Annotated in this window: 16 protein-coding genes; 11 read left to right on the top strand and 5 right to left on the bottom strand. The window is 67.6% G+C overall.

The window, feature by feature from the left end; translation table 11 throughout:
- The first annotated feature begins 7 nt into the window (after window positions 1-7).
- From VLK31_RS09170 to VLK31_RS09155, 4 genes are all read left to right on the top strand, one after another.
- Entirely contained in the window at window positions 8-1,174 is a 1,167-nt protein-coding gene (locus tag VLK31_RS09170) for a fimbrial protein (protein ID WP_409168086.1), read from the top strand.
- Window positions 1,175-1,257: 83 nt separating this feature from the next.
- Window positions 1,258-1,809 (top strand): NUDIX hydrolase, encoded by a 552-nt coding sequence (locus VLK31_RS09165; RefSeq protein WP_409168085.1) that lies wholly within the window; start codon window positions 1,258-1,260, stop codon window positions 1,807-1,809.
- 14 nt (window positions 1,810-1,823) lie between these two features.
- The gene (locus VLK31_RS09160; RefSeq protein WP_409168084.1) at window positions 1,824-2,312 is read left to right on the top strand and encodes a CreA family protein; all 489 of its coding nucleotides are present in this window, start codon (window positions 1,824-1,826) and stop codon (window positions 2,310-2,312) included.
- 190 nt (window positions 2,313-2,502) lie between these two features.
- Window positions 2,503-3,009, top strand: a complete 507-nt coding sequence (locus tag VLK31_RS09155) for a murein hydrolase activator EnvC family protein (RefSeq protein ID WP_409168083.1) — start codon at window positions 2,503-2,505, stop codon at window positions 3,007-3,009.
- 117 nt (window positions 3,010-3,126) lie between these two features.
- Here VLK31_RS09155 and VLK31_RS09150 read toward each other — a convergent pair whose 3' ends face one another.
- The 3 genes from VLK31_RS09150 to VLK31_RS09140 form a co-directional block, all read right to left on the bottom strand.
- Complete coding sequence (locus VLK31_RS09150) at window positions 3,127-5,064, bottom strand: hypothetical protein (RefSeq protein ID WP_409168082.1); 1,938 nt, start codon at window positions 5,062-5,064, stop codon at window positions 3,127-3,129.
- 143 nt (window positions 5,065-5,207) lie between these two features.
- A complete protein-coding gene (locus VLK31_RS09145; protein ID WP_409168081.1) occupies window positions 5,208-6,836 on the bottom strand; it encodes a phospholipase D family protein in 1,629 nt (542 codons plus the stop codon).
- A 137-nt stretch (window positions 6,837-6,973) separates the two neighbouring features.
- Entirely contained in the window at window positions 6,974-7,204 is a 231-nt protein-coding gene (locus tag VLK31_RS09140; RefSeq protein ID WP_409168080.1) for a hypothetical protein, read from the bottom strand.
- Window positions 7,205-7,337: 133 nt separating this feature from the next.
- Between VLK31_RS09140 and alkB the strand changes: the two genes are divergently transcribed.
- Window positions 7,338-8,012, top strand: a complete 675-nt coding sequence (gene alkB, locus VLK31_RS09135; protein WP_409168079.1) for a DNA oxidative demethylase AlkB — start codon at window positions 7,338-7,340, stop codon at window positions 8,010-8,012.
- An 87-nt stretch (window positions 8,013-8,099) separates the two neighbouring features.
- The gene (locus tag VLK31_RS09130) at window positions 8,100-9,854 is read left to right on the top strand and encodes an ABC transporter ATP-binding protein (RefSeq protein WP_409168078.1); all 1,755 of its coding nucleotides are present in this window, start codon (window positions 8,100-8,102) and stop codon (window positions 9,852-9,854) included.
- A 383-nt stretch (window positions 9,855-10,237) separates the two neighbouring features.
- Here VLK31_RS09130 and VLK31_RS09125 read toward each other — a convergent pair whose 3' ends face one another.
- On the bottom strand, window positions 10,238-11,335 hold the full coding sequence (locus tag VLK31_RS09125; RefSeq protein ID WP_409168077.1) for a LacI family DNA-binding transcriptional regulator: 1,098 nt from the start codon (window positions 11,333-11,335) through the stop codon (window positions 10,238-10,240).
- Window positions 11,336-11,471: 136 nt separating this feature from the next.
- Here VLK31_RS09125 and VLK31_RS09120 point away from each other — a divergent pair, with 136 nt between their 5' ends.
- From VLK31_RS09120 to VLK31_RS09100, 5 genes are read left to right on the top strand one after another with little or no spacing between them, the layout of a single operon-like run.
- Window positions 11,472-12,491, top strand: coding sequence for a TRAP transporter substrate-binding protein (locus VLK31_RS09120; protein ID WP_409168076.1), 1,020 nt, complete (start codon window positions 11,472-11,474; stop codon window positions 12,489-12,491).
- A 6-nt stretch (window positions 12,492-12,497) separates the two neighbouring features.
- Window positions 12,498-14,399: a TRAP transporter large permease subunit gene (locus VLK31_RS09115; RefSeq protein WP_409168075.1), complete on the top strand. Its 1,902-nt coding sequence runs from the start codon at window positions 12,498-12,500 to the stop codon at window positions 14,397-14,399.
- Between the two features lie 37 nt (window positions 14,400-14,436).
- Entirely contained in the window at window positions 14,437-14,976 is a 540-nt protein-coding gene (locus tag VLK31_RS09110; protein ID WP_409168074.1) for a VOC family protein, read from the top strand.
- Between the two features lie 5 nt (window positions 14,977-14,981).
- Window positions 14,982-16,250: a ribulose-bisphosphate carboxylase large subunit family protein gene (locus VLK31_RS09105; protein ID WP_409168714.1), complete on the top strand. Its 1,269-nt coding sequence runs from the start codon at window positions 14,982-14,984 to the stop codon at window positions 16,248-16,250.
- The gene (locus VLK31_RS09100) at window positions 16,247-17,626 is read left to right on the top strand and encodes a four-carbon acid sugar kinase family protein (RefSeq protein WP_409168073.1); all 1,380 of its coding nucleotides are present in this window, start codon (window positions 16,247-16,249) and stop codon (window positions 17,624-17,626) included. The genes VLK31_RS09105 and VLK31_RS09100 overlap by 4 nt, the downstream gene beginning before the upstream one ends.
- Window positions 17,627-17,669: 43 nt before the next feature.
- Here VLK31_RS09100 and VLK31_RS09095 read toward each other — a convergent pair whose 3' ends face one another.
- Entirely contained in the window at window positions 17,670-18,911 is a 1,242-nt protein-coding gene (locus tag VLK31_RS09095) for a hypothetical protein (RefSeq protein ID WP_409168072.1), read from the bottom strand.
- Window positions 18,912-19,042 lie beyond the last annotated feature (131 nt).

The following is a 19,042-nucleotide window of genomic DNA, read 5'->3' as shown; positions in this document are numbered from 1 at the left end:
CGCCCCCATGGCTTCCGCATTTGTCTTCGCCCCGCCCGCCCTCGTTTCGGTTCCCTTGACCGGCAACGTCGAGCCGATCGACGCACGGCCCGGCCGAAAAGAGCGACAGATGAACCCGGACACCGACCATCCCCGGCGCCGCTCAGGCGTGTCGAGCGTGCTGCAGCTTCTGGCGCTCGTTGCCTTGGGCGCGGCTGCCGCGCCGGCCTCCGCCGGCGGCGACTGCACCTTCTCCGGCCCGGCTCTCACGGCGGGGGTGAACTTTGGAATCGTCAACATCGCGCGCGACAAGGCTGTCCCCTCCTCCATCAGTCAGGTCTCTGCTCTCTTGAACGTCAGCTGCCCGCCTGCGAGTTCCACCACCAACGCCAACGGGCATGCCTACGAAATACATTCCTATTCCGCTCCAGGCTTGCAGGCAGATTCCAGCAGCAATCAGTACTGGGCAACGCCCATTCCGGGCGTCGCACTCTACGTTACGGTGCAAAACGTCGATGGCAGCGAGACAGGAGTATTGAGCACCCCAAATAATACCGGTTACACCATCTTACACTTCCCCACGAGCAGCGCGACCACCATGAAGACGCTGACCTTGAAATACCAGTTGATGAAGACCGCGGTGACCACAGGCAGCGGCTCGTTGACGATGGGCCCGTTGTTGAGACTCGCAAGTCATGACTTTACGGACAACGGCACTTTAGGCCCTCAGAGCATGATCGCCTCGCTCACCGCCACGATGGTCGTGCCGACCTGCTCAACCCAGAACGTCAGCGTCGACCTGAAGCCCATCTCGCCCAGTGCGCTGCCGGCGGTGGGGTCGGTGGCCGGCTCGACGCCTTTCAACATCGTTCTGCAGTGTCCGGCGGGCCCACCGGTCAACGTCGGGACCACCTTGACGGACGCGACAACGCCGGGCAACCGAACGTCGACCCTCTCGCTGGCCAACAGTTCGTCTGCCACCGGCGTGGCCGTACAAATAAGCAACACAAAAGGTCTGGTGCTTTATGGCCCCGACAGCCCGGTCGCCCGCAACCCCAACCAGTTCAAGGTGGGCACGTTGAGCGCGCAGGGTGGCGCAATCAATATTCCCCTCACGGCAGAATATGTAAGGACCGGCACGGTGACACCTGGCACGGTCGTGGCCTTGGCGACCTTCACCATGACCTATCAGTAACGGGCAATAGCTCAAAATCAGGGCGAGGCCGCAGGCCCGCCCCAACCGGCCGTCAAGGTCATCTGAAACAGGCAGTCGGCTCCATGCTTTTGCGCGTACCTATCAAGCACTGCAAGAACTGCGGCACCGCGGTGGTCTACCGCGTGCCGGACGACGGCGACACCAAGCAGCGCGCCGTCTGCCCGGCCTGCCACACCATCCACTACGAGAACCCGCTGAACGTGGTGGGCACCATTCCGGTTCTGGGCGACAAGGTGTTGCTGTGCAAGCGCAACATCGAGCCGCGCTGGGGCAAGTGGACGCTGCCGGCCGGCTTCATGGAGCTGGAAGAAAGCACCGCCCAGGGCGCGGCCCGCGAGACCGACGAGGAGGCCGGCGCCAACTACGTGATGGAGGGCCTGTTCTCCATCATCAGCGTGGTGCGCGTGGGCCAGGTGCACCTGTTCTACCGCGCCCGGCTGCTGAATGACACCTTCAACCCCGGCCACGAGACCATCGAGGCCAGGCTCTTCACAGAGGAAGAAATTCCCTGGGACGAGATTGCTTTCAGAACGGTGCGCGAAACGCTCGAGCACTATTTCGACGACCGGCGCCGCGGCAGTTTCGACCGCGTGCACACCATCGACATCGTTTGATTTCCCAGCTTCTCATGACACACCGCTCCGCCCTGCCCTGCGCCCTCCTCGGTTTCGGCCTCAGCCTTGCCATTGCCGCCTCAGCGCACGCCGAGGTGGTGGGCGACGTGGACACCGCCTTCAAGCTCATCGGCCCCGACCACAAGATCGTGGTGGAGGCCTACGACGACCCCAAGGTCACCGGCGTGACCTGCTACGTGTCGCGCGCCAAGACTGGCGGCATCAAGGGCGCGGTGGGCTTGGCCGAGGACAAGGCCGAGGCCTCCATCGCCTGCCGCCAGGTCGGCCCGGTGACGGTGACGCAGCCGCTGCCCAAGCGCGAAGAGGTGTACAGCGAGCGGCTGTCCATTCTTTTCAAGCGCCTGCGCGTGGTGCGCATGGTCGACCCCAAGCGCAACACGCTGGTGTACCTGACCTACTCCGACCTGCTGATCGACGGCTCGCCCAAGAACAGCATCACCGCGGTGGCCATCGACCGCGGCACGCCGATTCCGCTGAAGTAGGGGGCGCCCCCGGGGCCGTCGCTGCGCGAATGCCCCCTTCACAGCCGGTTGCTCTTTTGCGCGGCTTCGGCGCGGCAGTTTGCTAGCATCGCCCGCTCGGCCTCCCGGGCGAGCCACGGCCGGCCAGGGTCAGCCCCGGCTCGCCAGACAGCAGGAACCCTCCGCAACGAACCCGTTCCAACACAGCGCCATGCACCTTCAGAATCTTGTTTCCCGTAGCGCCGCCCTGGCGCTGGTTCTCGCGGGCCTCGCGGCCTGCACGACCACCGACCTCAACACGCCACGCACCGCCCCCGCAGTTGCACCCCAGGTGCAGCGACCGGCGGCGATGTTCGTGCGCCCCGCCAGCGGGGCCACCATTGCGCGCTTCGACGGCGTGCGCATCAAGGGCATCGACATTGCCGGCAACCTGGGCGACCCGGTCGTGTCGTCGGCCGACGGGCGCATCGTGTACGTGGGCGGCGAACTGCCGGCCTACGGCAACATGATCATCGTGAAGCACAACGAGACCTATCTCACCGCTTACGCGCACCTGCAGACCATTAGCGTGAAAGAAAACCAGGTAGTGCGCCAGGGCGAGAAGATCGGCGAAATGGGCAAGAGCAACACCGACCGCGTGAAGCTGCGCTTCGAGATCCGCAAGAACGGCAACGCCGTGAACCCGGAGCCCTACCTCAACGGGCTGCTGCAGCAGTAGGCCTGGCCCCCCAAGCCATTCGGTGCCCTGCGGCGCCATGCAAAAAGCCCCCTTTCGGGGGCTTTTGTTCGTGGGCTTGCACGAAGCGGTCAGGTCCGACCGCCCAGTTCCAGCCGCTCAGTTCTGATCGTGCAGCGTCAGCGCGCGCCAGTTGGCGTCGCGCGTGGCAACGAACAGGTACTTCGCATTCGTCGGGCCCTGCGAAGGCAGGTTGAAGGTCTTCGACGCGGCGCCCGCGGCCGACGGTGCCACGTCGGCCTGGTCGTTCGTGGTGGCCGAGGGGCTGGCCGTCAGCTGCAGGAAGAACTCCGCCGAAAAGCCGGGGTTCAGACCCGTGGCGCTGACGGCAAAGTCTGCATTGCCTGCGTAGTCGGCCAGCGCCGGCGTCGTGGTGAAGCTCGGGTAGCTGGCCGCCACCGCCTCGGCCAGCGTCATCGGCCGGGCGTGGAAGCTGTGCTTGTAGACGATGTCGAAGCCGCTGAACTTGGCCACCGTGGTGCCGTCGGCCTGGTACGCCGTGAAGGTGTACTCGGGCTTGGCGGGAAGCGCCGCGATGGCGGTGTCGCTCAGGCCGGCGTTGGGCAGTCCGACGCAGTTGGAGGCCAGGTAGTAGAAGTTGTTGCCCGGCGTGGATTCCAGCGACCAGATGCCGCCGCCCGAAGGACGCAGATGGCGAATGCCAGCGGTCGGCAGGCCCGGACCCGTGACCACGACCGACGCCGCGTTGCTGCTGTTGGTGGTGTTCAGGTCTTGGATGGTGAACTGCAGCGCGGTGCTCACGCAGCCCGAGTTCTTGTCCTTGCTCGCCTGGATCTGCGGGTTCAGGTCGAACACGCGCCCATCGCCGCGCAGGCGCCACACGCCGTCGGTGCCCTTCACGATCTGCATGCTCTGGTTGTTGCTGAACGCCACGCCGTTCTTGTCGCGGTGGGTGAACTCCACATAGGCGCGCGGGCTCGTGTTGTTCGCGTCGATGGTGTAGTTGATGCGGTTGATCACCACGTCGCTGAAGCTCGCGCCCACCAGGTTGGGATCGCTCGCTGCTTCGCCGGCGAACTGCGCGGCGTTGAGGTCGGACGACCTGAAACCGTAGGTTCCGGTGACAGCGTTGCCGCCGTCCGTCATCAGCGGCAGCAGTTCGCCCGACGCCGGCAGGCCGTTGGCGAACTTGCCCACGAAGTCGCTCAGCACCTTGCGGATCAGCGTGATGTCGTCCGCGGCGGTGGCCAGGCCGTCGCCGCTCAGCGGCGTGGTGCCGGCGTCTTGCGCGGCCTTCACGGCCAGGTCGTCGGTGATCTGCTGCTGCGTGACGATGTTGGTGATGGTCGCCACGTTGGTGGCCGGGTCCACGCTCACGCGCAGCACGTCGAGCGCCTTGTCCAGCGCGCTGGAAAGCGGCGTGAATGCGGTGCGCAGCAGGTCGATGCTGCTGTCCACGCCCAGCGCCAGCAGCACGGGCAGCAGCTTGGCCTTCAGCGCGTCGGACTCGGCCTTCAGGTCGTCGGGCGTGAGCGAGGCGAACTCGCCGCCGTCGAAGTACTGCGCGGCCAGCCGGCCCGCAATGTTGGCCACCACCAGGTCGGTCAGCGGCGTGATGTTGATGGTGCCGTTGGCATCGGCGGCGGTTGCGGCCGAGTGAATCACCACATGCTCCCCGCCCACGTTGCCTTCGGCGCGGAAGACGAAAGGCGCGGTCATGCCGGTCACGTCGACCGTGTAGTTGCCGCCGTTCAGCGGCACGGTCTTGGTCGCGCCCTTGGCGTCTTTCACTGTGACGCTGCCCGACAGCGGCAGGCCGGCGGCGGCCGTGCCGGAGAACGTCATCGACACCACCGGGGGTGCCGGGTCGACGGCCGGCGGCGGGGTGGTACCCCCACCCGCGGCCGGGAAGCCGGCAAACCCGCCACCTCCGCCGCCCCCACCGCCTCCGCACGCGGCCAGCGAGACCAGGAGCGCCGCGGCAAAGGCGCACCGCGTCGTCTTGAAGAACGGATGAAGAACAGCCGGGGTTGCGGAAGGTGTGGTGATGGAGGTCTGGAATTGAAGTGTCAGCAAATGAATCAACTCGTTACACGAGCGTTGCGATTCTTCTGCTTACGCCTTCGCCTCGCCATCCTCTGTTTTGAGGATGCGTGCCGCCCGCGCTTATGCCTTTGTGCTTACAGGCAGCGTGTGGTGCGGCGTGGCGCGGGGCTGTGTCAGAGCAGGCTTTCAGGCACCAGCGGCGCCAGCAGGTTCAGCCGCCAGCGCGCCCAGAAGCCGGTTTCGGGCTCCTGGTGAAGCAGGGTGTCGGCGCCGTCGCCCGCGGCCGGGCTGACCCATTCGATGGCGCCGCCCGCCCCCAGCTGCAGCTGGTAGGCACCGTCCAGCCGAATGAAGCCGATCAGGCTGGTGAGCTGCTGCGCAATCTGCGGGCTGAAGATGAAGATGCCGATCTCGGTGTTGTGCAGCATGGAGCGCGGGTCGAAGTTCATCGAGCCGATGAACACGATGCGCCGGTCTATCACCGCCGACTTGCCATGCAGCCGCCCGCTGGCCGAGCCGTACATGCCGAAGCGCTGGGTCTGCTCCACCCGCTTAGGGCTCAGCTCGTACAGCTCTATGCCCAGGCGCAGCATCTCCGCGCGGTAGCGGCGGTAGCCGATGTGCACCAGCGACTCGTCGGTGGCCGCCAGCGAGTTGGTGACGATGCTGTAACTCACGCCGTTGCCGCGCACCAGGCGAATGGTCTCCATGCCGCCGCGCCCCGGAATCAGATACGGCGTGGTCTGCAGGATCTCGTTCTCGGCGCCGCGCAGGTAGCGGCGCACGTTGTAGAGCACGCTGTCTGTGGCCTCGTCGGCCGGCGGGCCGCGCGCCGCGTCATTGGCGCCCAGGGCCTTGGCCGGTGCATCCGCATAGGCCTCCGCACGCGCCCAGGCCAGGGTCAGCACGCCCGCGTCCAGGTCCTTGGCCAGCGGGTTGTTGCCCAGCAGGTCGGTGGAATCCAGCGCCTCGGGGTGCAACTGATCGGGCCCCGTGGTCAGGCGGTCGAAACGCGCGCGCAGCTGCTGCGGGCTTTCTCCGGTGGCGGGCACCAGCGCGCCGATGGGGTACACATACGGGCTGTTCCAGTACATGTCGAACAGCGACGACAGCCGGGGCACCACCGCCCCGGCCACCAGCGTGTCGATGTCGATGAAGTTGGAGCCGCCGTCGCGCAGAAAGTACTCGTTGGCGATGTTGCGCCCGCCCATCACCGCAATGCTGTCGTCCACCACGTAGAGCTTGTTGTGCATGCGGCGGTGCACGCGGTCGAAGTCCAGAATCGACCAGGCCCAGCGCGTGCCCAGTCGGTCGCGCCCGGCCGGAAACGGGTTGAACAGCCGCACCTCCACGTTGGGGTGCGCGGCAAAGCTGGTGAACAGCGGGTCGGCGCCGGCCGTGTACAGGTCGTCCACCAGCAGCCGCACGCGCACGCCGCGGTCGGCCGCGTCGCGCAGGGCGCGCAGCAGGTAGCGGCCGGTTTCGTCGTTCTGCACCAGGTAGTACTGCACGTCGATGGAGCGCTGCGCGCGGCGCGCGAGCTCTATGCGCGCATGCAGCGAGAACTGCGGCATGGGCAGCAGCCTGAAGCCGCTGAGGGGTTCGCCGGGCGGGGCCGCGGCCTTCACGAGACGGCCCAGCGGGGTGTCCGCGCCGTTCGTGATGGCGACCGAGGGCGTGCGTTGCACGTCGGTCGGCAGGCCCGCGCAACCTGCCACGCACAAGGCAGCGATGCCGAGCAGCAGCCACGCCAGCCAGCGGGCGGGCGGTTGGTCGGTGGCCCGGTGGCGGGAATGCGGCATGGAACAGGGCGGAGGTCGGAACGTGGGGTTGGCGAACGGGGCGCGAGGCTCGCGGTTTCTACCACGGGCTTGCGTGGGCCATCTCGCAGCGTTGCCGCTTTGCCGCGTTACCGCTGTGCCGCGTTACCGCACCGGCTTCAGTGCGGCCGCGCCGGCCCCCATTGCCGCACGAAGTGGTCGGCCCGCAGCGTGGCGCGTTCCACCGCGGCGTCCCATGAAAGCTGCTGGGTGATCACCAGGGCGCAGCGCGGAATGCCGCGCAGGCTCAACTCGCAAATGCCGGCGTAGGTGCCGCTGGGCGTGCGCAACAGCTCGATCCACCCCGTCCAGCCTTCTGGAACGCTGAGGGGGAGCCGGGTGCTGTCCATGGTGAATACACCATAACCCTTTTGTTCCGCAGCTCCAAGAATCTAAACCCTAAGCACTACTCTCGACCGCGTCAGGCGAAGGCTTTCAACCAGCGGAAAAAGCCCGCATGCGAGGCTGGTCACAATGTTCCGCATGACCCTTGCCCTGTTCGACGACCCGCCCCCAGAGCCGCGCAAGGCCCGCGAAGCGCTCGGCCCCGGTGCCTGCATGCTGCCGGGTTTCGCCCTGCCCTTTGTTGACGAACTGCTGCCGGCCATCGAGGCACTGACCGCGCGCGCGCCGTTCCGCCACCTCGTCACCCCGGGCGGCTTCACCATGTCCGTGGCGCTCACCAACTGCGGCGCGCTGGGCTGGACCAGCGACCGCCACGGCTACCGCTACAGCGCCACCGACCCCGCGAGCGGCCTGCCCTGGCCGCCCATGCCGGACCCGTTCATGCGACTGGCGCGCGAGGCCGCGGCGGCGGCCGGCTTCAGCGGGGTCAGCGGCTTCGCGCCCGACGCCTGCCTGGTCAACCGCTACGCGCCCGGCGCGCGGCTGTCGTTGCACCAGGACAAGGACGAGCGCGACCACGGCGCGCCCATCGTGTCGGTGTCGCTCGGCATGCCGGCCACGTTCTTGTTCGGCGGCTTGGCGCGCACCGACAAGCCCGCGCGCGTGCCGCTGGTGCATGGCGACGTGGTCGTGTGGGGCGGGCCGGACCGGTTGCGCTTTCACGGCGTGCTGCCGCTGAAAGACCAGCCGCATCCGCTTGCCTCGCAACTGGGCGCGACGCGCATCAACCTCACCTTCCGCAAAGCGGGCTGACACACGCATGCAGACCAACCCCCCACAGACAAGCCCGACAAAGCCCTCAAACCGCTCACTCCCGGCAACGCCATTCGCCAGCTCTACGTGGCGCTGTGGCACTTCGCCGAAGGCGCGCGCGGCCAGTTGCTGGGCGCGACCGCGCTGCTGGCTTCGTCGCAGCTCATTCGCCTGGTGCTGCCCTACCTGGCCGGCCAGGCCATCAACTCGCTGCAGCGCAGCGACCTGGCCGGCGCCGGCCGCTGGATTGCAACGCTGGCCGGCGTGTACGTGGGCGCCTGGGTGCTGCACGGGCCGGGCCGCATTCTGGAGCGCAACGTGGGCATGAAGGTGCGCGAGCGGCTGGCCGACGAGCTGTACGCGCGCATCGCTTCCGCCCCGCTGGCCTGGCACGACGGCCACCACTCGGGCGAGCTGCAGCACCGGGTGCACCAGGCCAGCCGCGCGCTGTCCGACTTTGCGCAGAACCAGTTCATCTGGCTCACCAACGCTGTCAACTTCGTCGGGCCGCTGGTGGCACTGGCGCTGCTGTCGCGCACCAGCGGCGTGACCGCGCTGGCGGGCTATGTGCTGATTGGCCTGGTCATCGTGCGCATCGACCGCGCGCTGATGAAGCTGGCGCGCGCCGAGAACGACGCCGACCGCCGCTACGTGGCCGCGCTGCTCGACTTTCTGGGCAATGCGTCGACCGTGATCGGCCTGCGCCTGCAGGGCGCGTCGCGGCTGTTGCTGCGCCGTCGCATGGCGGCCATTTCCTTGCCGCTGAAGCGCACCGTGGTGCTGAACGAAGGCAAGTGGTTCGCGGTCGACCTGATGGGGCTGGCGCTGACCTGGGGCCTGGTGGTGGTCTATGTGTGGCAGGCGCGCGCGCCGGGCCAGGCGGTGATGCTGGGCGCGGTGTTCATGATTTATCAATACGCGCAGCAGGCCGCGGGCGTCGTCACTTCGGTGGCGGCCAACTTCAGTTTTTTTGCGCGCATGCACACCGACTACAGCAGCGCCGAGCCCATCTGGCAGGCGCCCTCCGGCGACGTGCTGGCCACGCCGCCCGAGCAGGTGCCCGAGCGCGAGCGCATCGTGGCCGATGCCGAGTGGCAGCAGCTTGAAATTCAGGGCCTGCAATGGCGCTATGCGGCGCGCGGCGCGGTGCCTGAAGTCGGTGCGACCGAGCCGGTGCGCAGCGGCCTGCACGACGTGGCGCTCACGCTGCGCCGCGGCATGCGCGTGGCGCTGGTCGGCCCGAGCGGTGGCGGCAAGAGCACGCTGCTGCGCGTGCTGGCGGGGCTGTATCCGCCGACCGGCGGCACCCTGCTGTTCGACGGTCAGCCGATGGACTGGACCCAACTGCGCCGCCTGGCCACGCTGATCCCGCAGGAGACCGAACTCTTCGAGGCCAGCATCCGCGAGAACCTCGCCTTCGGCCAGCCGCGCGACGACGCCCTGCTGCTGGCGGCGCTGCGCACCAGCACCTTCGACGAGGTGCTGAAAGCCAACCATGGCGACCTGGACACCGCGGTGACGGAGCGCGGCTTCAATTTGTCCGGCGGCCAGCGCCAGCGGCTGTGCCTGGCGCGCGGCGTGCTGGCGGCGCAGGGCAGCTCCTTGCTGCTGCTCGACGAGCCCACGAGTGCGCTGGACGCGGGGACGGAGGCGCGTGTGCTGGCGCGCATTGCGGAGGCTTTTCCGGACGCCTGCGTGATCGCATCGATCCACCGGCTCAGCCTGCTGGAGCGCTTCGACACCGTGGTGCTGATGGAAGCCGGCCGCGTGCTGGACCATGGGCCGCGCGATGCGGTGTTGGCGCGGCAGCCGTTGCTGCAGCGGATGACGATGCCGGGGTAGGCGGTCAGTCGGGCTGGTGAGGTGGTGGTGAGGTGGAAGCCGATGCCCTCACCCCAGCCCTCTCCCCAGGGGGAGAGGGAGCAAGACAGCGGAGCCCGTGGACATCCCGTGTTGTCCCCTCTCCCGCTTGCGGGAGAGGGCCAGGGTGAGGGCAGCGGCGTTCGCATCTCCGCGCTCATTGCCATTGCCGACACCCTCACCCCAGCCCTCTCCCCAGGGGGAGAGGGAGCAAGACCGAAACGCCGACGCGTTTGTCTTGCTCCTTCCCCTCCCGGGGGAAGGTTGGGATGGGGGCAGGTCTTCGATCAGGCGCTGCGCTTTTTCAGAGGCCGATGCCCCCACCCCAGCCCTCCCCCGGGAGGGGAGGGAGCAAGAAAAAAAACCTAAGGCAAGTTCTCCCGAAAAATCACCTGACTCCGCGTCGTCTCCACCCCACTCAACACCTCCCGCTTGTCCCGCAGATTTGTGAAGATCCGCACGCAACTCATCAGCGTCGTATGCGGGCTTTGCGTAATCACCGCGTCCATGCTCCCGTCGATCAGCAGCGCGCGCGTGTCCGGCGTCAGGCCATGCCCGATGAACACCACCTTCTGCTCGCGCCCCGCCTCCTTCAACGCACGCGCCACGCCGTCCGACGCACCGCCAATGTTGTAGATGCCGCCCAGCGCCGGGTACTGCTCCAGCAGCGCGCGCGTCTGCCGGTGGTTCTTGCCCGCGTCGTCCTGCCCTTCGCGCAGGCCCACCACTTCGAGCCGCGGAAACATCTCCTCGATGACATGCAGAAACCCCGCCTCGCGCTCCTCGTGCGCCTTGTAGCTCAGGCTCCCCGCAATCAACGCCACCTTGGCGGCACGCGCCCCAATGAAGCGCCCGATCAGGTAACCCGCCGTGCGCCCCGCCGCGCGGTTGTCCAGCCCCACGAAGGCCGCGCGCTCCGAGTTCGACAGATCGGAAATCAGCGTCACCACCGGCAGCCCACGTGCCGCCAACGCGGCCACCGCCTCGCGCACCGCGGGATGCTCCAGCGCCATCATCGCGATGCCGTCGCAGCGCTGGCCGTGGCGGCGCAACGCGTCGGCCAGCTCCTGCGGATTGAAGCTCTCGATGAACACCGTGCGGCACTGCACATTGAACGGCGCCCAGTGCTCCTGCGCGTAACCCACCATGTCGCCCAGCATGCGAATGAAGCGGTTGGTGCCGGCCGGCAACAGGAACACCAGCCGCAACGGCGGCGGCGTGAGCGCCGCATACAGCTCCGGCCCCGGCAGGTAGTCGAGCTCGCTTGCGGCCTTGAGCACGCGCTGCACCGTGGCGTCGCGCACGCCGGGGCGGCGGTTGAGCACGCGGTCGACCGTGGCGGTGGACACCTGCGCGGCGCGCGCGATGTCGACCACGCGGGCACGCCGCAAATCAGGTGCGTCGGCACGCGCCCCGGAAGGCCCCGCGACGGGCGAAGAAAGCAGTGAAGGGTTTTCCCGCATACATCAAAAACCATCAGCCAGAAGTTTGACCCGGATCATGCAGGCTTTTATCTTCGCTTTGAGTCGAATGGAATGGTGCATCAGATTGCATCATTCACATCGCCAAGTTCACAAGACGCACGGAGACAACACACACATGACCTCGCTGACCCGCCGCAGTGCCCTGCGCACGCTTTCCGCCCTCCCCGCCGCCGGCATTGTGTCGGCCGTGCCGCGCATCGCGCGCGCGGCCGAGTTCTCGTACAAGTACGGCAACAACCTGCCGCTGAGCCATCCGCTGAACGTGCGCGCGCAGGAGGCGGCCGACCGCATCGCCAAGGAATCCAAGGGCCGGGTCGAAATCAAGATCTTCCCCAACAACCAGCTCGGCGGCGACACCGACATGCTCGCGCAGGTGCGCTCCGGCGGCATCGAGTTCTTCACGCCCTCCGCGCTGGTCATTGCCACGCTGGTGCCGGTGGCCGCCATCAATGCCGTGGGCTTTGCGTTCAACGACTACGCCCAGGTGTGGGCCGCCATGGACGGCAAGGTGGGCGCGCATGTGCGCGGTGCCATTGCCAAGTCGCGCCTGTACGCCTTCGAGAAGATGTGGGACAACGGCTTTCGCCAGACCACCAGCAGCAAGGCCGCCGTGGCCAACGCCAAGGACATGGACGGCCTGAAGATCCGCGTGCCCGTGAGCCCGCTGTCGATCTCCATGTTCAAGGGCCTGGGCGCCGCGCCCGCCAGCCTGCAGTTCAGCGAGGTGTACTCCGCGCTGCAAACCAAAATTGTCGACGCGCAGGAAAACCCGCTCCCCATCATCCAGGTGGCCAAGCTGTTCGAGGTGCAGAAGTTCTGCTCGCTCACCAACCACATCTGGGACGGCTACTGGTTCGTGGCCAACGGCCGCGCGTGGGACGCATTGCCCGACGACCTGAAGACCATCGTGGCGCGTGCCATCAACGAGGCCGGCATGCAGCAGCGCGAAGACATCAAGAAGCTCAACGACTCCGTGGTGGGCGACCTGCAGGCCAAGGGCCTCACCATCAACCGCCCCACGGCCGACAGCTTCCGGGCCAAGCTGCGCGAGTCGGGCTTCTATGGCGAATGGAAGGGCCGCTTCGGCCCCGAGGCCTGGGCGCTGCTCGAAGGCGCGGTCGGCAAGCTGGCCTGATCACCCATGGCGCATGAATCCACTTTCGAGGCGGCGGGCTTCGCGGGGGCTGGAACCGGCCCCGCGGCCAACCCGCTGAGCGCACTGGCTGGGCGCGCGGACCGCCTCATCGGCGGCGCCGTGGAGGCCGTGGCCGCGCTGCTGGTGCTGGCGGAAATCTGCGTGCTGTTCGCGGGCGTGGTGTCGCGCTATGTGTTCCATGCGCCGCTGGTGTGGTCGGACGAACTCGCGTCCATTCTCTTTCTGTGGCTGTCGATGCTGGGCGCCGTGGTGGCGCTGCGCCGCGGCGAGCACATGCGCATGACCGCGCTGCTGCAGAAGGTGCAGCCCCACACCCGCGCGCTGCTCGACGCCTTTGCCATTGCCGCGTCCATCGCGTTTCTGGTGCTGATCGTGTGGCCGTCCATCGACTACGCGCATGAAGAATCCTTCATCGTCACGCCCGCGCTGGAAATCAGCAACGCATGGCGCGCCGCGGCCATTCCGGCGGGCATCGGCATCATGCTGGCGATGGCCCTGCTGCGGCTGCTGCGCGTGTGCAGCGGCCGGCAGATTGCCATTGCGGTGCTGGGCATGGCCGCGCTGGTCGGCGCCTTCTGGCTTGCGGCGCCGCTCTTTGCCACGCTGGGCAAGTTCAACCTGGTGATCTTCTTCGTGGTGGTGGTGGCGGCCACGGTGCTGTCGGGCGTGCCCATTGCGTTCTCGTTTGCGCTGGCCACCTTCGGCTACCTGGCGCTCACCACGCGCACGCCCATGCTGGTGATGGTCGGGCGGCTCGACGAAGGCATGTCGCACCTGATTCTGCTGGCGGTGCCGCTGTTCATCTTTCTGGGCGCGCTCATCGAAATGACCGGCATGGCGCGCGCCATGATCCAGTTTCTGGCCAGCCTCTTGGGCCACGTGCGCGGCGGGCTGTCGTATGTGCTCATCGGCGCCATGTACCTGGTGTCGGGCATCTCGGGCTCCAAGATTGCCGACATGGCGGCCATTGCGCCCGTGCTGTTTCCCGAGATGGTGAAGCGCGGCGCCAAGCCCGGCGACCTGGTCGCGCTGCTGTCGGCCACCGGCGCGCAGACCGAGACCATTCCGCCGTCGATCGTGCTCATCACCATCGGCTCGGTCACCGGCATTTCGATTGCCGCGCTGTTCACCGGCGGCCTGCTGCCCGCCGTGGTGCTGGGCGCCGCGCTGTGCGTGGTGGTGTGGTGGCGCTACCGCCGCGAAGACCTGAGCGGCGTGCAGCGCTACAGCAAGCGAGAAATCGGCAAGCTGCTGATGGTCGCGCTGCCCGCGGTGCTGCTGCCCTTCGTCATTCGCGCCGCGGTGGTCGAAGGCGTGGCCACGGCCACCGAGGTGTCGACCATCGGCATCGTGTACTCGGCCATCGTGGGCCTGGTGGTGTACCGGCAGTTCGACTGGAAGCGGCTCAAGCCGATGCTGATCGACACCGCTTCGCTGTCGGGCGCCATCATCTTCATCGTGGGCTGCGCCACGGCCATGGCCTGGGGGCTCACGCAGTCGGGCTTCTCTCAAGACCTGGCGCGCGCAATGGGCTCGCTGCCCGGCGGGGCCTACGGTTTTCTGGCGGTGTCGGTCGTGGCCTTCATCGTGCTGGGCAGCGTGCTGGAGGGCATTCCGGCCATCGTGCTGTTCGGGCCGCTGCTGTTTCCCATTGCCAAGGCCGCGGGCGTGCACGAGGTGCACTACGCCATCGTCGTCATCTTTTCGATGGGCATCGGCCTGTTCGCGCCGCCCTTTGGCGTGGGCTACTACGGCGCGTGCGCGGTGAGCAAGGTCAACCCCGACGAAGGCATCAAGCACATCTGGGGCTACATCGGCGCGATGCTGGTGGGCCTGGTGATCGTGGCCGCGTTTCCGTGGTTCTCGACCGGCTTCCTGAAATTCTGAACACAACAACACACTCACATCCACGGAGCCAACAGCAATGAGTCGATTCCTCGGCGAGATCCGCCAACTGGGCTATGTCGTGCACGACATCGAAGCCGCCATGGACTACTGGAGCACCAAGCTGGGCGTGGGCCCCTGGTTCTACAACCCCAAGGTGCCCATCAAGAACTACCGCTACAACGGCCAGGCGCACGAGCCGCACAACTCAGTGGCGCTGGCCAACTCGGGCTACGTGCAGGTCGAGCTCATTCAGACCCGCAACGACGTGCCCTCCATGTACCGCGACTTTCTGCAGGCCGGGCGCACCGGGCTGCAGCACGTGGCTTACTGGACCGCCGACTACGACGCCGACCTGGCACGCCTCACCAGGCAGGGCTTCAAGCCCGTGATGAGCGGCGAAGTGGGCGAGCGCGGGCGCTTCATCTACTTCGACACCGAGTACCACCCCGGCACCGTCATCGAGCTGTCCGAAGTGGCCGGCCCCAAGGGCAAGATGTTCGACCTGATTCGCAGCGCCTCCGAAGGCTGGGACGGCAGCGAGCCGGTGCGGCCCTTCCCAGACCTGAGCAAGCTGTGAGCAGCATGGCGCCCGAGCGCATTCGCGCGCGCTACCTCATCGAGACGCCGCACGACCTGGCCGCCGTGGCGGAGGTGATGGCGGGCGAACAATCGTGCGGCACCTTCACGCGCGTGGAAGGCGAAACCGATGCGCTGCGCGCACGGGCGCGCGCCACCGTGGAGGCGATCACCGAGCTGGCCCCGGCCAGCACGCCGTCGCTGCCCAATGCGCTGCTGGAGCGCAAAGGAACGCAAGGGCCATGGCGCCGCGCGCATGTAGACATCGCGTTTCCTGTAGCGAACATCGGCGCGAACCTGCCGACGCTGGCAGCCACCGTGTCGGGCAACCTGTACGACCTGGGCGAGGTGACCGGCCTGCGGCTCGAATCGCTGCACGTGCCTGCCGCTTACCGCGCGCAGTTCGAGCTGCCGCGCGTGGGCATCGAAGGCACGCGCCGCGCGACCGGCGTGGCCAGCGGCGCGCTGGTCGGCACCATCATCAAACCGAACGTCGGCCTCTCGGCGGCAGAGACCGCCGAACTGGTGGCGCGCCTGTGCGCCGCGGGCGTCGACTTCATCAAGGACGACGAGGTGTGCGCCGACCCCGCGCACGCCCCGCTGGCCGAACGCGTGCCGGCCGTGATGGCGGTCGTGCGCGCCCACCAGCAGCGCACCGGCAAGCACGTGATGGTGGCGTTCAACATCACCGACGAAACCGACGCCATGAAGCGGCACGCCGACCTGGTCGAGCGCGAAGGCGGCTCCTGCGTGATGGCCAGCCTGAACTGGTGCGGCCACTCCGGCATGCAGACGCTGCGCCGGCACACCGGGCTGGCGCTGCACGGGCACCGCAACGGCTACGGCGCGCTGTCGCGCCACCCGCTGCTGGGCATCTCGTTCCAGGCCTACCAAACGCTGTGGCGCCTTGCGGGTGTGGACCACATGCATGTGCACGGACTGCAGGGCAAGTTCTCGCAGCCCGACAGCGAAGTGATCGAGTCCGCACAAGACTGCTACACGCCGCTGACGGATGCCGTGGACGACCGCGTGATGCCGGCGTTTTCTTCAGGCCAGTGGGCCGGCACCGTGCCCGCGACATGGAAGGCCATCGGCAGCGACGACCTGCTCTTCATGGCGGGCGGCGGCATCCTCGCGCACCCCGACGGCGCGGCGGCGGGCGTCACCAGCATCCGCCAGGCCTGGTCGGCCGCGCGCGCCGGCGTGCCGCTGGCAGAAGCCGCAAGGGACCAACCCGCGCTGGCCCGCGCCCTCGCCTTCTTCGGCAAGCCATGAGCCCGCGCCCGGCGGTCGTCTACTACGGCGACGATTTCACCGGCGCCACCGACACCCTGGGCACGGCAGCACGCGCCGGCTTGCGCGCGCTGCTGTTCCTGAAAACGCCCGATGCCGCACGGCTCGAGCATGCGTGCGCCCTGGACGTGCTCGGCATCGCAGGCGCCGCGCGCGCCATGACGCCCGAGCAAATGCAGGCCGAGCTGCGCCCGGTGGCCACTCTCTTCCGTTCGCTGGGTGCGCGCGTGCTGCACTACAAGACCTGCTCCACCTTCGACAGCGCGCCGCACATCGGCTCCATCGGCGCGGCCGTGCGCGTGCTGCGCGCGGCGGTCGAGCAACCGTGGACCGCCATCGTCGGCGGCCAACCCAACCTGGGCCGCTACTGCCTGTTCGGCAACCTGTTCGCGGCGGCCGGCAGCGGCGGCGAGGTGTTTCGCATCGACCGCCACCCGACCATGAGCCGCCACCCCGTCACGCCGATGGACGAGGCCGACCTGCGGCTGCACCTGTCCAAACAGGGCCTGAAGGACGTGTGCGCCGTGCCCTTCACCGCGGCGGCCCGCGGCAGCGACGCGCTCGACACCGCGCTGCGCCAGGCCCTGAACACGCCGCCGGCGGACGCGGTGCTGTTCGACGTGGCGGACGCAGCACAGCTTGCGGCCATCGGCCATGTGCTGTGGGCGCGCGCGCGCAACGCGACCTTGCTGGCGGTGGGGCCCAGCAGCGTGGTCGATGCGCTGGCGATGGCGATGCCTGCACAGCGCGAGGAACGCGGGGGTGCCCCCACCGCACGCACCATGGCGCAGGCACGCGTCACGCCTGCGCAAGGCCCTGTGCTGGTGCTGGCAGGCAGCCTGTCACCCGTGACCGCGCGGCAGGTGGCTGCGTCGCCGTCGTTCGACATCGTGTGGCTCGACGCCGACAAACTCGCGCAGCGCGACGCGGCGGCATTGGCGAGCCACGCCGATGCGATCTCGCACAGCCTGCAACGCGGGCACAACGTGCTGGCTTGCACGCGTGAGCCGCATGTTTCGCATTCAGCCGTGCCTTCAGCTTCGCTTTCAGCCACACCCTCACCCCGCGGGCTCGATGCGCAAGCGCTGGCACGTGCGGGCGGCGATCTGCTGGCGAAGGTGCTGGCCACCACGCCGCTGAAACGCGTCGGCATCGCGGGCGGAGACACATCGAGCCACGCCGTGCAGGCGCTCGATGCGTGGGGGCTGTCCTATGTGGCCGACATGGGCGCCGGCGCGTCGCTGTGCCGCGTGCACAGCGACAACGCGACGCTCGATGGCATGGAGATCATGCTGAAGGGGGGGCAGATGGGGACGGTGGATGTATTCGAGAGGCTGGTGCATGGGGACATCGCATGAACCCGTCCCCACCCCCGTCAACAGCCGCTGGTTGCTGACGCCTTCAGCGCGCGGACAGTTCCTGCCGTGCGGCCATGTGAGCCGGAAAAACCGATGCGGCGCGCAGACGCTCGCACATTTCGGCGTCTGGAAATTGCTTGACGAGGTAGCGCGGCGGGTACGTGTCCACCTTGGCCATCAGCGTCCCGACGATGGCCTGCGCGACCTCCCATGGCACCACGGCCAGCGGCGACTGCATCAACGCGCCGCGGGCGTCGCATTCGAAGAAGAACAACTTGTCCACCTCAGGCAGCAGTGCCTCGCCGGCAGCCTGGCAATACCGGCACGCGCTGAACACGTCACCTTGCGCCGTTTCACTTGCAAGAAAAGGCTCTGTCCAGACGGGGTTGGCTTGCGTGCGCGCATGAACGCGGTCCAAGGCTTTCTTCTGGCTGTCGTACTCGCGATGAAGCACGACGTTGCGCAGGTTGACTTCGGCTTGGCGCACCGCTGAATCGGCCGACCGGAACGCCGTCCAGGCGGTGCCCTGGTGCAGCACGAGAAGGCTTCCCGCGGTCCAGCGGTTGTTCTCCTCCAGGCGAGCCCGCGCATGCTGAAGCATGGCGCGCTGAGCCACCGGGTTGTGCTCATCGGCCACGAACAGATCTTCGCGTGCAGATGCGACCGCCACCGGCCGCCCCGCAAGCCCCAGGTCCGCGAACATCTCAGGCAGCAGAAGCCGAGAGCAACCATAGGAATCTTGCCACGCTGCGCGGAAGAACCCGCCTTCCATCGGCTCCCAAGCCGGCAGGCTTGCAACGCGCAGGTTTGCCACAGCATCGGACAGCGCTCGATCGAAATCGACGCCCCACGCCTGGAGCGAACCGACACCCACGTGGGACAGCGTTTCTTCGCGGTCGAAGGCAAGGTAGATGCCTCGGTCATCGCCCAGTGGCCTGAAAGGCAAGTCGAGAACCGAAGCGGCTGCATCGCGTTCTTGCGTGCCATCGTCAGGTGCGTCATTTGGCAAGAAGGCCGCGTAGGCCCGGCTGCGAATGATCGGTCTCAGATACGGGCGGATGTTCGTCTCGTAGCCTTCCGACGGCAGCGGCGCGGCGGGCGCTACGCTCACCGTCGCCTGCCGGCGCAAGACAGCCTCCCTGTCTTCTTGCGAGGCGTGCAGGTAGTCCTTGCACAAGCTGTCGAGATACAGCGTGCCCGGCGCGTTGCCACCGATCCTGAGTGCGAAGCTTGCTGCGTCGTGATGAACGAGCAGCGTGCCATCCAGCGCGCGGATGCGCTGCATCAGTCGATCGGCAAAGTCCGCCTTGGAGATCGACTCGCCTTTGAAGAAAAATTTGAACAGGGCGTGAGGCCCGATGCATTGTTTGGAGCGCCAGAGCGCTTTCCGCGGTTCTTGAGGTTGCGCTCGATCTG

The sequence above is a fragment of the Variovorax sp. H27-G14 genome, assembly GCF_046156345.1.
Classification (GTDB): Bacteria; Pseudomonadota; Gammaproteobacteria; order Burkholderiales; family Burkholderiaceae_C; genus Variovorax.
Note: the sequence above shows the minus strand (reverse complement) of the source record. Positions and strands in the feature narration are given on the sequence as shown.